Raw genomic sequence first — 14,784 nt, forward strand, 5'->3', positions numbered from 1 at the left:
CACTGTTTTGTTATAGAAAACAGAAAATCGCTATGCCACAGCCTTGGCAGGCCATCGCGTAGCGATTTTGTTCAATTAGAAATTGTAGAGGTTAATTTATGAAAATCATATCATTGGTAGAAAATAGAACGAAATCAGATTGTATGGTAAAACATGGACTATCACTTTATATCGAAACAAGGACACATAAAATTTTATTTGATTTAGGTCCAGACAATACATTGTTTGACAATGCAGTTAGAAGAAATATTGATATTTCAAAGGTGGATACGGTTATTGTTTCACATGGGCACTTTGACCATGGAGGTGCTTTGAAAAAGTTTTTAGAGGTCAATTCTTTAGCTAATATTTATGTACAGAAAGAAGCTTTTGAACCACATTACAGCAAAATTTTATTTTTTAAAATACCTGTTGGAATTGATAGTAAACTCAAGTCAAATAGACAGGTGATACTGTTGGATGGCGATTATAAAATTGATGATGAATTATCATTGTTTACAGTGAGTAAAACAAATAAATTTTATTCTCCTGCTAATAATGCTCTTTATGGTGAAAATGGAAAAGATAATTTTAGACACGAGCAAAATTTGATTATTTCAGAAAATCAAGTAGTACTTATTATGGGGTGTGGACATACTGGTGTTGTCAATATAATGGAAGAAGCAGAAAAGTATAAACCTGATTTTTGCGTTGGAGGTTTCCATTTATTCAATCCGCTCACAAAGAAAACAGTGTCAAAAGAATTGTTAAATGGCATTGTAACGGAACTTCAGAAATATAAAGATACTGAGTTTTATACTTGTCATTGTACAGGGAAGAAAGCATTTGACTATTTATCTCATCAAATGAGTAATATGCACTATATGTCTTGTGGTGAAAGTGTTGAAATTTAATATTTTAGAAAGTTAAATTCTAATTTTTATCGTTCTTTCACCGCCCATCTTCTTGCCCTTCGGACAAGAAGCATCCCTCGCTTTCAGCTCGGTCAATTCAAGTTTGTTATTCCACACACATCGGGTCAACTTGCCCCGAACTTTTATAACTAAATACCCGCCGCCCACACAGCGGCACACCGAGCAGGAAATCTGAAAAAGGTCTCCTGCTTTTTTCTGCCCAAAATGAGGTGGTAAAACGCCACCCCATCCACCAATTACCGAAAGGAGGGACACGAAATGCCCTGTCCACACAACGAAATCACGATTGTGCAGCGCAGCCAGCGGCAGTCTGCGGTTGCTGCCGCTGCTTACCAAAGCGGCGAAAAGCTGTTCTGTGAATACGACCAGCAAGTGAAGCACTACCCGGAAAAGCGTGGTATCGTCCACAATGAAATCCTACTCCCGGCAAATGCCCTGCCAGAGTATGCAGACCGCAATACCTTATGGAACGCCGCCGAAGCGGTTGAGAAGCAATGGAACTCCCAGCTTGCAAGGCGGTGGGTGCTTACCATCCCCAGAGAGATACCGCCTGACCAGTACGCTGTCCTTGTCCGGGAGTTTTGTAAGCAGCAGTTTGTTTCCAAAGGCATAATCGTTGACTTTGCCATCCATGACCCCCATCCGCCGGGACACAATCCCCACGCCCATGTCCTGCTGACTATGAGGGCAATGGACGAACATGGGAAATGGCTTCCCAAGAGCCGCAAGGTTTATGACCTTGATGAAAACGGGGAACGGATAAAACTTCCGTCCGGCAGGTGGAAAAGCCACAAGGAGGATACGGTTGACTGGAATGACCAGAAGTATTGTGAAATCTGGCGGCATGAATGGGAGGTCATCCAGAACCGCTATCTGGAAGCCAATGACCGCCCGGAGCGTGTGGACTTGCGTTCCTATGCCAGACAGGGGCTTGATATTATCCCTACTGTCCATGAGGGTGCTGCTGTCCGGCAGATGGAAAAGCGTGGTATCCAGACGAATATCGGCAATCTGAACCGGGAAATCAGAGCCGCCAACCGCCTGATGAAGTCCATCCGGCAGCTTATCCAAAACCTCAAAGGCTGGATTACCGAGCTGGGCGAAAAACGGAAAGAGCTGCTTGCACAAAAAGCGGCGGAGGAAGCGGTCTTTCTTCCAAATCTGCTGATGAAGTATATGGAAATACGAAAGGGAGAACGGAAGGACTGGACAAGGGCTGGACAGAACCGGGGGACTTCACAGGACTTAAAGGCAGTCAGCGAAGCCCTGTCCTATCTCCGGCAAAAGGGGCTTTCCACTGTGGAGGACTTAGAAGCATTTCTGGAATCTTCCGGGAAATCAGCCGCAGATTACCGCAATCAGATGAAGCCAAAGGAAGCCCGCAGCAAAGTGATTGACGGGATTCTTGCCAGCCGGACAGACTGCAAGGAATGTAAGCCTGTCTATGAGAAGTACCAGAAGATATTTTTTAAGAAAACAAAGGAGAAATTCAAACAGGAACACCCGGAGGTTGCCCGGTATGAGAAAGCTGCCGCCTACCTTGCCAAGCACCCAGACGATAAGGACAGCACCCAAAAGGAGCTGCAACAGGAGCAGGAAACACTTCTGGAAGAAATCGCAGAGCTGAAAGTACCGCTGACCGAGGTACAGGAGGATTTGAAGAAGCTGCGGGACATCCGCTACTGGGTACGGAAAGCTACCCCCGGCACAGAGGAAAGCAAAGAGCCGCCCAAGAAGCAGCCCATCAAGGAAGTCTTGCAGGATAAGGCAGACGAGAAAAAGGCTCAAAGAACCGCTCCGGCACAGGCGAAACACAGACAACAGGATATGGAACTTTAACAGGCACTTGCCATTTTCAATCAGAGAATGTCAGGTGCTTTTCTTATTTTCAAGGAGGGATAGATTTGAATGTATTTGAAGCTGTGAAGCAGTCCGTCACAACAAGACAGGCTGCGGAGCATTATGGAATCCATGTAGGGCGGAACGGGATGGCTTGCTGCCCGTTTCATAACGATAAAACCCCAAGCATGAAGCTGGATCGGCGTTACCACTGCTTCGGCTGCGGTGCGGATGGGGATGTGATTGATTTTGCCGCCGCCCTGTATGGGCTGGGAAAGAAAGAAGCCGCCGTACAACTGGCACAGGACTTCGGGCTTTCCTATGAGGACTGGAAACCGCCGGGAAAGGCAAAAAAGCCAAAGCCCCGGCAGAAATCCCCAGAGGAACAGTTTCAGGAAGCAAAGAACCGCTGCTTCCGTATTCTTGCCGATTATCTCCATCTGCTGATGGCATGGAGAACGGACTACGCCCCGCACTCCCCGGAGGAAGCCTTTCATCCCCGGTTTGTGGAAGCCTTACAGAAGCAAGACCAAGTGGAATATCTGCTGGATGTGCTGCTGTTCGGGGAGACAGAGGAAAAAGCGGCTTTGATTACGGGCTACAGAAAGGATGTGATACAGCTTGAACAGCGAATGGCAGAGCTTGCAGCCGCAGACGCAGCAAGAACTAAAAAACACCATGAACGCCATGCAGCCGCCCCAGAGCATTGAGGAAATCAAGGCGGGGCTGGAAACCACCGAGAAAGGCGGTGTCCGTCAGAGCATACGGAACTGCCTGACCGTATTCCAGCGTGACCCACTGCTTTCCGGGGCTATCGCATACAACATCCTGACTGACCGCAAGGACATCATAAAGCCTATCGGTTTTCACAGGGAAAGCACCGCCCTGAACGATACGGACATGAAGTATCTGCTTCTTTATCTGGAAGAAACCTACGGGCTTACCAATGAGAAAAAGATTGATAACGCCATTGGGATTGTGGCGAATGAAAACAAGTACCATCCCATCCGGGACTATTTAAGTGCCCTTGTGTGGGACGGGACAGAACGAATCCGTTTCTGCCTGCGGCACTTTCTGGGGGCTGACGCAGACGATTACACCTATGAAGCGTTGAAGCTGTTCCTGCTGGGTGCAATCTCACGAACCTTTCAGCCGGGGTGCAAGTTTGAAATCATGCTTTGTCTGGTAGGCGGTCAGGGGGCGGGAAAGTCCACATTCTTCCGTCTGCTGGCAGTCCGGGACGAGTGGTTCTCCGATGATTTGCGGAAGCTGGACGATGACAATGTGTACCGCAAGCTGCAAGGTCACTGGATTATTGAAATGTCGGAAATGATGGCAACCGCCAACGCCAAGAGCATTGAGGAAATCAAGTCATTTTTAAGCCGGCAGAAAGAGGTTTACAAGATACCCTATGAAACCCATCCGGCAGACCGCCCCCGTCAGTGCGTGTTTGGCGGCACTTCCAATGCCCTTGACTTCCTGCCCCTTGACCGTTCCGGCAACCGCCGCTTTATCCCCGTCATGGTGTACCCAGAGCAAGCCGAGGTTCACATTTTGGAGGACGAAGCCGCTTCCAGAGCCTATATCGAGCAGATGTGGGCGGAAGCGATGGAGATTTACCGAAGCGGCAGGTTCAAGCTGGCTTTCAGCCCCGCCATGCAGCGGTATCTCAAAGAACACCAGCGGGATTTTATGCCGGAGGACACCAAAGCCGGGATGATACAGGCGTATCTTGATAAGTACACCGGGAGCATGGTCTGCTCCAAGCAGCTCTACAAGGAAGCCTTGAACCATGCCTTTGACGAACCGAAGCAATGGGAAATCCGGGAAATCAACGAGATTATGAACCAGTGCATTTCCGGCTGGCGGTACTTCCCGAACCCAAGAATGTTTTCAGAATATGGCAGACAGAAGGGCTGGGAGCGTGAAAACCCGGCAACGGACTCCGGCAACCCGTCTGAAAAAACGATGGACGGTTTTGTGGAGGTCACAGAACAGATGGAGCTTCCATTCTGAAAATGACAACCCGTTGCACCCCCTGTTGCTATCCCGTTGCCGAGCCGGTTGCCGGGGAAAATCCCTTATTTCCGGGCTTTTCTCCCCTATGACAACCAAAACAACAGAAAAATAAAAGAAAAGTATAAATAGTAACCATCGCCAGATTGAGATTGTTTGCAAGGTCTTTTGAAGCCCGTTGCCGGACTTCGTTGCCGACACCCTCTGTCTGGCTATTTTCATGTATGGAGGATAACTGCCTATGGCAAAAAACAAAACAGAGATTCATGTGACCACTGTGTTTGACGGGGAGCTGGACGCAACCGATGTGTTCGTCAGCCTGATTTCCCAGAAATACGGCAAAACAAATACGAAAGAATATCTTGCTAAAAAGAAAGATTTGGAGTATAATGAAGATGAGGTTCAAAAGAGCCAGATACCGTCTGGATTGTGTGGGTAAATGGCTATGATGAACGAAATGGAATACAGAACAATCGGTTCGGCACTTGCCGGGGGCTATCGTGCAGCGGTCTATTGCAGACTGTCAAAAGACGATGACCTGCAAGGCGAAAGTGCCAGTATCGCAAACCAGCGTGATATGCTGGAAAAATACTGCGAAAAGCAGGGATGGGGGGTTGTGGCAGTCTATCAGGACGATGGCTTCACAGGTCTTAATATGGAGCGTCCTGATTTACAGAGAATGTTGAAAGCTATTGAGCGCAGGCAAATCAACCTTGTCATCACGAAAGACCTCAGCCGACTGGGGCGTAACTATCTGCAAACCGGGCATTTGATTGAGGACTTTTTCCCAAGAAACGGTGTCCGCTATATTGCCATGAATGACGGTATCGACACCCTGCGGGATAACAACGACATTGCCCCGTTCAAGAATATCCTGAACGAGATGTACAGCAAGGATATTTCCAAGAAAGTCCATTCCTCTTATCTTCTGAAAGCGCAGAAAGGACAGTTTACCGGGTGTCTTGCCCCGTTTGGGTATCGGAAAGACCCGGAGGACAAAAACCATCTGCTCATTGACGAGGAAACCGCCCCGATTGTGCGGCTGATTTTCGGATATGCCCTAAACGGTCATGGTCCGAACTATATCCGCAGACGGCTGGAGGAAGAAAAAATCCCCTGCCCCACATGGTGGAACCGGGAACGGGGGCTTCGCAATACCCGCACCAAATGGGAAAAGAAAGACCCGGAAAACGGGCGGTATATGTGGGACTTCTCCGTTATCAAAGACCTTTTGATGAATCCCGTCTACACCGGGGCGATTGCTTCCCAGAAAAAAGACTACCGCTTCAAAATCGGCACGATTGGGGAAAAGAAGCCGGAGGACTGGATTGTGGTGGAGGGACAGCATGAACCGCTGATTGACCGCATGAGCTTTGATATTGTGCAGAACAAGCTGAAATCCCGCCAGCGTCCGGGGCAGACCAATGAAATCAGCCTGTTTGCCGGACTGATAAAATGCGGCGAGTGTGGGAAGTCACTGACGATACGCTACACAAACGCAAAACATCCCCAGCGGATTTACTCCTGCAAGACCTACAATGCCTTTGGAAAGAACCACTGCACCCAGCACCGGATTGATTATGACACTCTTTACAGCCATGTGCTGCGGAAAATCCGGGAATGTGCCAGAGCTGCCCTGATGGACGGGGAAGCGGTTGCCGACCGCCTGACCAATACCTGTGAAGCCGAGCAGCGGGAACAGCGGGAAGCAATGGAACGCTCCCTTACAAGAGACGAGGAACGGATTGAGGTTCTGGACAAAATGGTAATGCGGCTTTATGAGGATATGATTGCAGGGCGTATCAGTGAGCAGAATTTCAACACCATGCTGGAAAAGACACAGACCGAGCAGACGGAGCTTAAAAGCAAAGTGTCCGAGGGCAGGAAGCGTCTGTCCGATGAAGTCCAGCTTGCCAATGACGCAAAACAGTGGGTGGAAGCTATTCAGGAATACGCCAACATCACAGAGCTGGACGCAGCCACCCTTAACCGCTTAATCAAAGAAATCGTCGTGCATGAGCGCATTGACGAAGATAAAACAAGACACATTTCTATCGAAATTCATTTTAATCTCAAACCCATCCCGGAGGTGGAACAGGTCACTGCCTGACCTGTCCTGCCGGGACGGTTCTCTTAAAAACACCATATAGATTTTTTGTACGCCGCCGCCCGCCATCGAGCAGAGTTTTACACCTAATTGGGGATAAAACAGTTGATGGCCGGCGGCGGTGTCGCCCTCATCGGCATCACCCTTGTACCTCTGCTCTCCGGCCTGTTCGGTTGATCGTCCGGCGGTGATCGCTTATGGGCGGCATACTCGACAAACTCGATGAATGGCTCCGAGGGCTGCTCATCGAGGGGATCACGGGAAACCTGTCGGGCATGTTCGATACGGTCAATACCAAAGTAGGCGAGATCGCCGGTGAAGTGGGACAGACGCCGCTGGCATGGAACAGCGGCGTCTTTTCTATGATCCGAAACCTCTCTGAAACGGTGATCGTTCCAATCGCCGGGGTTATCCTGACATTCGTAATGTGTTATGAGCTGATCCAGCTTGTGACAGAGAAAAACAATCTGCACGATGTAGATACCTGGATGTTCTTCAAGTGGATTTTCAAAACTTTCTGTGCCGTTCTCATTGTGACGAACACATGGAATATCGTCATGGGTATCTTCGATGTGGGGCAAAGCGTTGTGAACAGCAGCGCAGGCGTCATCATCGGAAATACCTCCATTGATATCAGCAGCGTCATCACGGATATGGAGGCGCAGCTTGAAGCCCTGGGCACGGGAGAACTGTTCGGGCTGTGGTTTCAGTCCCTTTTTGTGGGACTTACCATGAACGCCCTTTCCATCTGTATCATGCTTGTCATCTACGGCCGCATGATCGAGGTGTATTTGACAACTTCCGTTGGACCAATTCCGCTTGCCACTATGACAAACCGGGATTGGAGCCATACAGGACAGAACTACTTGAAATCCCTGTTTGCATTGGCGTTCCAGGCATTTCTAATCATGGTGTGCGTGGGAATCTACTCTGTTTTGGTACAGAGTATCGCCACGGACGGAAATATCTCAGGTGCGATATGGGCCTGCATGGGCTACACGGTTCTGCTGTGCTTCGCCCTGTTCAAGACCGGCAGCCTCTCTAAGAGCCTGTTCGGAGCGCATTAAGGAGGCTTGATAAATTGGCGTATGTAACCATTCCAAAGGATTTGACGAAAGTAAAATCCAAAGTGCTGTTTGGGCTTACCAAACGGCAGCTTATATGTTTCGGAGCGGCGGCACTCATCGGAGTACCGCTTTTCTTTTTGCTCAGACGCACGGCCAGCAACAGCGCCGCCGCGTTCTGCATGATTATCGTCATGCTCCCGTTCTTTCTACTCGCCATGTATGAGCGGCATGGTCAACCCCTGGAGGTGGTGGCCGGACAGGTCATCCGCTGTATGTTCCTGCGGACGAAGGAACGGCCTTACCGGACAAACAATTTCTACGCAGCCTTGGAGCGGCAGGCCCAGGCGGAAAAGGAGGTGAAAGCCATTGTTCAGAAAGCGAAAGCCAGAGCCGCAGGCACGGCAGGCGGCCAAACCCACGGTAAAGCTAACCGCCGCGGAAAAGCGTGAGATCAGCCGTATCCTGGAAACCGCCAGAGGCGACGGCAAGGTACATTCCGCACAGGATACCTTACCGTTCCGCCAGATGTACCCGGACGGCCTGTGCAAGCTGGACGATCACACCTGGTCGAAGTGTATCGAGTTCGAGGATGTGAATTATCAGCTTGCGAAACCTGACGATCAGACGGCGATTTTTGAAGCCCTCTGCGATATGTATAACGCCCATGACGCTTCTATCGGGATACAGCTCTCCCTTGTGAGCCGCCGCATGAACCGGGAGGATTTTGTGAAGCGTATCGAGATCGCGGCGCAGGGAGATCACTTCGACCATATCCGTGAGCTTTACACGCAAATGCTCCGCAAGCAGCTTGAACGGGGCAACAACGGTCTTATCAAAACAAAGTACCTGACCCTCACCATCGAGGCACGGGACAGCAAAACCGCACGGGCACGATTTTCCCGAATCGTCATGGACGCCCTCAACCATTTCAAGGTCATGGGCGCTCTGGCAAAGGAGCTTGGCGGCAAGGAGTGGCTGGAAATGCTCCACGGCATCCTGCACCTGGACGGAGAACGGTTTGCCTTTGAATGGAGTTGGCTTGCCCCTTCCGGCCTGTCGGTCCAGGATTTTGTCGCACCTTCTTCTTTCCGCTTCGGTGAAGCAAGGAAGTTCACGATGGCGGATAAATTCTGTGCCGCATCTTTTCTGCAGATTAGCGCACCGGAAATGGATGACCGTATGCTCACCGAACTGCTGGATACGGATAGCGGGCTGCTTGTCAGCCTCCATATCCGCAGTATGGATCAGAACGAGGCAATCAAAACGGTCAAACGGAAGATCACCGACATTGACAGTATGAAGATCGACGCACAGAAAAAGGCGGTGCGGGAAGGTTTCGATATGGATATCATCCCCACTGACCTTGCCACCTACGCAGGCGAGGCAAAGAATATCCTCCGTGATCTGCAAAGCAGAAATGAACGAATGTTCCTAATGACCTTCCTGGTGGTGAACTTTGCGGACAGCAAGCAAAAGCTGGAGAATGACCTTCTCCGTGCGGCAAGCGTGGCGCAGAAATATAACTGCTCCCTGGTGCGGCTGGACTTTCAGCAGGAGGACGGCTTCGTGTCGGCGCTGCCCCTGGGTGTCAACCGCATTAAGATACAGCGCGGACTTACCACTTCGGCAGTGGCGGTGTTCGTTCCCTTCACCACACAGGAGATTTTCCACGGCGGCGAAGCTCTCTACTACGGGCTCAATGCCACTTCCGGCAACATGGTCCTTGCTGACCGCAAAAAGCTGAAAACGCCCAACGGCATGATCTTAGGTACACCCGGCAGCGGCAAAAGTTTTTCAGCAAAGCGTTCCATCGTGGGTGTGTTCCTGAACACAAAGGACGATATCTTGATCTGCGACCCGGAGGCAGAATATTTTCCGCTGGTGAACCGTCTGGAAGGCCAGGTCATCAAAATCTCGCCTACCAGCACGCAGTATGTGAACCCTATGGATATCAACCTCAATTACAGCGAGGATGATAACCCGCTGGCGTTGAAATCTGACTTTATCTTGTCGTTCTGTGAACTGGCGGCAGGCGGCCGGAACGGTCTGGAGCCGGTGGAAAAAACGGTCATTGACCGTGCCGTGCGAATCGTGTACCGCGCCTATATCGCAGACCCCCGCCCGGAGAATATGCCGCTGCTGGAAGATTTGTATGACGAGATCAAACGGCAGCCGGAGCCGGAGGCACAGCAGATCGCGGCAGCGTTGGAACTGTATGTGCATGGCAGTCTGAATGTTTTTAACCACCGCACCAATGTGGATATCAACAACCGCATTGTCTGCTTCGATATCAAGGAGTTGGGAAAGCAGCTCAAAAGCCTGGGTATGCTGGTGATCCAGGACCAGGTATGGAACCGTGTTTCCCAAAACCGGGATCAGGGCAAATCCACCTGGTACTTCGTGGACGAGTTCCACCTTCTTCTGCGCGGTGAAGTTGGTTCTTGGAGCGTGGAGATTTGGAAACGCTTTCGCAAATGGGGCGGTATCCCCACGGGGATCACGCAGAACATCAAGGACCTGCTTTCCTCCCCGGAGAGCGAGAATATCTTTGAAAACAGCGATTTTGTGTACCTTCTGAACCAGGCCAGCGGAGACAGAAAAATCCTCTGTGAGCGCCTGAATATCTCCAACCAGCAGGCGGCACATATCAGCAACGCAGGCCCCGGCGAGGGGCTGATCTTCTTCGGCAATGTGATCCTGCCTTTTGTGGATGACTTCCCGAAGGACAATGAACTTTACAGCATTATGACGACAAAACTTGGTGAAACCGGGAAAGGAGAAAACGAACATGAATGATCCCCGCTATTTGCATACGGAAGAAAAACAGGAGGGCGAAACCTTCTTTGATGTGATGAACCGGCTGATTGCCAGAAGTAAGGCGGTCACGGCGGATATGGAGGCGGTCCTTGCGGAGCTGGAAAGCACTTGCGAATTTTCTTGTCACAGTAAGAATAATTAGTAGACTGCCACTATATTTTGGAAAGCTGAGGTGATATACTATAAATATGTAGGGGGTGCGTGGGAATGTTTGGAACAATTATAATGGATTCCTATAAGTTTGATGAAAAAGAACTCATGGCAAACAACATTGATGAAATTTGTTCTCCCATGGATTCTCTTGGATGGGCTTCTGCTGGTATATATTCATTTTGGGACTATTACACTAAGGATGTTTTGTATATTGGTTTGGCATCAGATTTGTGCGTTAGGTTTAAGCAGCATAATGGGCTATTGCCTATTGCGGAAAATGCTTGTAAGGTACGACAAATTGAAACTTACTTTTTGAGCCATGAAAGATTAGGCTATTCCATATTGGTTCAATCACCCATGTCCCAGCCAATCGTCCACAGAAATGAAGCACTTTATCGAAAATTTTTAGAAGTTCCAAAAGGGATACCCATTTCTAATTATGCAGGTGAAGAAGGACTTGAACATATTAGACAGGCAGAGGGACAACTAATCGAGTCATATAGGCAAGCCGTGGGGGATGTTCCCCCATGGAATAAAATTGGCGGAGATACATTTTCACGAAGGTATGCCTCTGAAAATAATTACTTGTATGTAGTTCGCGCATTTGCAAGTGGCACACCTAATAACTACCTCGTTTCAAGGTCTACAATTCGGGAACTGGCAGAAAACGCCACATACGAATGGTTTGAAACGCAGCTTCACGGATTACGAATGATGATGTTGACTATGCGAATGTCATTTGAAGAAACTGTATCTATTCAAAAAAAACTGAATCCATATTTTGAGGAGCAATGGAATCGAATTATTGACACTAAGTACTTGGATAAAGAACTGATTGTTTAATATCAATCAACAAGCGTCGCTATAAAGCGGCGCTTTTCTTATACCCTAAAATCAGGAGGTGAATACAAAATAACAACTCAACTGACCCATGTGAGCCTGTTTTCCGGCATTGGCGGTCTGGACCTGGCGGCGGAGGCTGCCGGGTTTGAAACCGTCTGCCAGTGCGAGTGGGCGGATTTTCCGCACTCCGTCCTCTCCGCACGATGGCCGGATGTTCCCAGGTTCCGGGATATTACTACTTTCACGAAGGAGGCGTTTTTTGAAAAAACAGGACTTGAAACAGTTACCGTTATCTCAGGCGGCTTTCCATGTCAGCCCTTCTCCACCGCCGGAAAACGGAAGGGCTTTGCGGATGAACGCTACCTGTGGCCGGAGATGTGCCGCGTTATTACCGAGCTGCGGCCCCGTTGGGTGCTTGGGGAAAATGTTGCTGGCTTCATCAATATGGGGCTCGACAAAACGATCTTTGACCTGGCAAAAGCGGGATACGCTGTTCTCCCATTCGTATTTCCGGCTTGCGGTGTCGGCGCATGGCATGAGCGCCAGCGAACTTTTATCGTCGCGGCTGATGTTTCCCACACCCCTTGCCTCCGACAACAACACCGCCAGGGACGCGGCAAGCCTGGATGTGTTCCTGTCGGACAATGGGATATTCCGCAAGAGGAACCGAAACGGGGCGATCTGGAGCCTCAGCCTGTCGGCGGCGGTATTCTATCTGACCCCGGTGGCGTCGGACGGTTTCCGCTCAACCTTGAAGCCGTCGGCCTTCGATCCGGCAAAGAAGGACGGGAACCTGTCGGCGCAGATCATCTCCCAGGAGCGGCCGGTGTCCGAAACGGCGGCGCTGAATCCGGATTGGGTGGAATGGCTCATGGGCTTCCCGAAAGGATGGACGGACGTATCCTCTGGGCCGCCGAACCGGAAGGAATCCCCCGCATGACCGAGCGCATGGATGACCGGGCGCTGCGGCTGAAAACATTGGGAAATGCGGTCTGCCCGCCCCAGGCCTATCCCATTTTCCGCTATATCGCCATGATCGAGAATGGCACCTGCGGTGACTTCTGCCCCTATGGAAAGGAAGGTGACTGCCTATGAGGGAACTGAAAGCAACCGATAAGATCACGCAGAAAATGACCCGTGACGGTGCGGTATCGGAAAACCTTGCCACGGGCGAGGTGGAACATATCAGCAGCCGGGAGCCGGAAACGGAGCTGTCCGCTTCTTCGGAAGAATCCGCTGGCGCTGCGTCTGATCTTGCCCTGCGCGCGGCGGAGCACCATGAGAAGAAAAGCACACGAAAGGCGGAAAAGGCTGACACCCAGGCAGTGCAGGATGGTTCTGCTGCAAGGCAGCGCCCGTCCTCCCGTCTGCAATTCACCGAGGAAGAACGTGCCGATCCCGCACTTGGGAAATACATTGACCGTTCCGACCGTGCGGCGGACCAGCTGGACGCGGCAAAGGCCGCTATCCCCACAAAGAAAATTCTCCGTACCGAGCGTGTTTTTGACGAGACAGCCGGAAAAGGCAAGACGCAGCTTCACTTTGAAGAAGTGGAGAAACGCCCCAATGGACGCCTGCGGCACAATCCGCTTTCCCGGCCGGTCCATGAGATCGCCCACGCCGCCCATGCGAAGGTGCATGAGGTGGAACAGGAAAATGTGGGTGTGGAGGCCGGACACAAGGGCGAGGTGCTGACGGAACGCGGGTTTGCCTACGGAAAAGGCAAAGTCCGTGCCGCCATCCATCATCACCGCACAAAGCCCTGGCGTGACGCGGCGAAGGCAGAACAGGCTTCGGTCAAGGCAAACGCCGACTACCTTTACCAAAAGGCACTGCATGATGATCCTGCATTGGCGGCTTCTAACCCGGTATCCCGCTTTCTGCAGAAACAGCGGATCAAGCGGAAATATGCAAAGGAGCTGCGGCAGGCAGAGAAAACCGCAAAGAACACAGCGGCCACGGCGAGAAGTGCGGCGCAGAAAGTAAAGGACGCCTTCAAGGAAACATTCCTCTACATCAAGCACCATAGCCGGGCGGTGCTGTTGGTGATTGGCATTGGCGCCTGTGTTGCTCTGCTGTTTGGCGGGGTATCTTCCTGTTCCATGATGGCGGGCTCCGGCGTGGGCGGCGTGTTCACTTCCTCTTATCTCTCCGAGGACGCGGATATGCTGGCTGCGGAGGCGGCCTACTGCGAGTTGGAGCAGGAGCTTCAATATGAGCTGGACCACTATGAGGCTCTGCACCCCGGATATGACGAATACCGTTTTAATCTGGACGAGATCGAGCATGACCCTTATGTGCTGATCTCCATTCTCACGGCGTTCCATGAAGGGGTGTTCACCATCGACGAGGTTCAGGCGGAGCTGCAAATGCTCTTTGAAAAGCAGTACATCCTGACGCAGACCGTGGAAGTGGAGGTGCGCTATCGGACGGAGACACGGACAGACAGCGAGGGAAACGACTATGACGTGGAAGTACCGTATAACTACTATATCTGCAAGGTAAAATTGGAAAACTTCGACCTATCCCATGTGCCGGTCTACATCATGGACGAAGAAACGCTTTCCCTGTATGCGGTCTATATGGCAACGCTGGGAAACCGGGAAGATTTGTTTCCCGGCTCCGGCTATGTAGACAAGTACACCAAACCGCCCACCACCTATGATATCCCGCCTTCCGCACTGGAAGATGAAACCTTTGCGGCGCTCATTACCGAGGCGGAGAAGTACATCGGCTATCCCTATGTCTGGGGCGGCAGCAATCCGAACACTTCTTTTGATTGCTCCGGCTTCGTGTCCTGGGTGCTGACGCAAAGCGGCGTCTGCAACACGGGCAGGCTGGGAGCCCAGGGACTCTATAATATTTCCACCCCGGTATCCTCTGCCAACGCAAGACCCGGCGACCTGATCTTTTTCGTCGGCACTTACGATACACCGGGCGTTTCCCATGTGGGTATCGTGCGTCCAGAGGGACGAAAGTTAGAAGTAGATTAAAGAAAGGGGGACAGAAAAAAAAGGCACTACCCCGT

Annotated in this window: 13 protein-coding genes and 1 pseudogene; all 14 read left to right on the forward strand. The window is 50.9% G+C overall.

The genetic code is table 11. From position 1 onward, the window contains the following. Positions 1–98: 98 nt before the first annotated feature. Complete coding sequence (locus NSA57_RS18190) at positions 99–893, forward strand: MBL fold metallo-hydrolase (protein WP_016222232.1); 795 nt, start codon at positions 99–101, stop codon at positions 891–893. Between the two features lie 279 nt (positions 894–1,172). Further along, positions 1,173–2,753 carry a MobQ family relaxase gene (gene mobQ / locus NSA57_RS18195; protein WP_257465702.1) on the forward strand — a complete coding sequence of 527 codons (1,581 nt, stop codon included), beginning with the start codon at positions 1,173–1,175 and terminating at the stop codon, positions 2,751–2,753. Positions 2,754–2,818: 65 nt separating this feature from the next. Beyond that, the gene (locus tag NSA57_RS18200) at positions 2,819–3,463 is read left to right on the forward strand and encodes a CHC2 zinc finger domain-containing protein (protein ID WP_257465703.1); all 645 of its coding nucleotides are present in this window, start codon (positions 2,819–2,821) and stop codon (positions 3,461–3,463) included. Then, positions 3,432–4,769: a virulence-associated E family protein gene (locus NSA57_RS18205; protein WP_160560457.1), complete on the forward strand. Its 1,338-nt coding sequence runs from the start codon at positions 3,432–3,434 to the stop codon at positions 4,767–4,769. Before NSA57_RS18200 ends, NSA57_RS18205 begins: the two co-directional genes overlap by 32 nt. A gap of 241 nt (positions 4,770–5,010) precedes the next feature. Continuing rightward, positions 5,011–5,208: a hypothetical protein gene (locus tag NSA57_RS18210; protein WP_016289934.1), complete on the forward strand. Its 198-nt coding sequence runs from the start codon at positions 5,011–5,013 to the stop codon at positions 5,206–5,208. After that, positions 5,209–6,879 carry a recombinase family protein gene (locus NSA57_RS18215; protein WP_257465704.1) on the forward strand — a complete coding sequence of 557 codons (1,671 nt, stop codon included), beginning with the start codon at positions 5,209–5,211 and terminating at the stop codon, positions 6,877–6,879. It abuts the gene before it with no gap. Positions 6,880–6,969: 90 nt separating this feature from the next. Continuing rightward, a pseudogene (locus NSA57_RS18220) lies at positions 6,970–7,053 on the forward strand (Maff2 family mobile element protein); the annotation flags it as partial. Between the two features lie 20 nt (positions 7,054–7,073). Beyond that, a complete protein-coding gene (locus tag NSA57_RS18225; RefSeq protein WP_021739912.1) occupies positions 7,074–7,943 on the forward strand; it encodes a VirB6/TrbL-like conjugal transfer protein, CD1112 family in 870 nt (289 codons plus the stop codon). A gap of 14 nt (positions 7,944–7,957) precedes the next feature. Continuing rightward, complete coding sequence (locus tag NSA57_RS18230; protein WP_257465705.1) at positions 7,958–8,392, forward strand: PrgI family protein; 435 nt, start codon at positions 7,958–7,960, stop codon at positions 8,390–8,392. Further along, a complete protein-coding gene (locus tag NSA57_RS18235; protein WP_330671383.1) occupies positions 8,310–10,739 on the forward strand; it encodes a VirB4-like conjugal transfer ATPase, CD1110 family in 2,430 nt (809 codons plus the stop codon). The genes NSA57_RS18230 and NSA57_RS18235 overlap by 83 nt, the downstream gene beginning before the upstream one ends. Continuing rightward, positions 10,732–10,902, forward strand: a complete 171-nt coding sequence (locus NSA57_RS18240; RefSeq protein ID WP_257465706.1) for a hypothetical protein — start codon at positions 10,732–10,734, stop codon at positions 10,900–10,902. The genes NSA57_RS18235 and NSA57_RS18240 overlap by 8 nt, the downstream gene beginning before the upstream one ends. 65 nt (positions 10,903–10,967) lie before the next feature. After that, positions 10,968–11,756, forward strand: a complete 789-nt coding sequence (locus NSA57_RS18245; protein ID WP_257465707.1) for a hypothetical protein — start codon at positions 10,968–10,970, stop codon at positions 11,754–11,756. 69 nt (positions 11,757–11,825) lie between these two features. Further along, positions 11,826–12,851 (forward strand): DNA cytosine methyltransferase, encoded by a 1,026-nt coding sequence (locus tag NSA57_RS19850; protein WP_257465710.1) that lies wholly within the window; start codon positions 11,826–11,828, stop codon positions 12,849–12,851. Further along, positions 12,848–14,749 carry a C40 family peptidase gene (locus tag NSA57_RS18255; RefSeq protein WP_257465708.1) on the forward strand — a complete coding sequence of 634 codons (1,902 nt, stop codon included), beginning with the start codon at positions 12,848–12,850 and terminating at the stop codon, positions 14,747–14,749. Before NSA57_RS19850 ends, NSA57_RS18255 begins: the two co-directional genes overlap by 4 nt. The last annotated feature ends 35 nt before the right edge of the window (positions 14,750–14,784 follow it).

Source organism: Blautia caecimuris, from assembly GCF_024622975.1.
Lineage (GTDB): Bacteria > Bacillota > Clostridia > Lachnospirales > Lachnospiraceae > Blautia_A > Blautia_A caecimuris.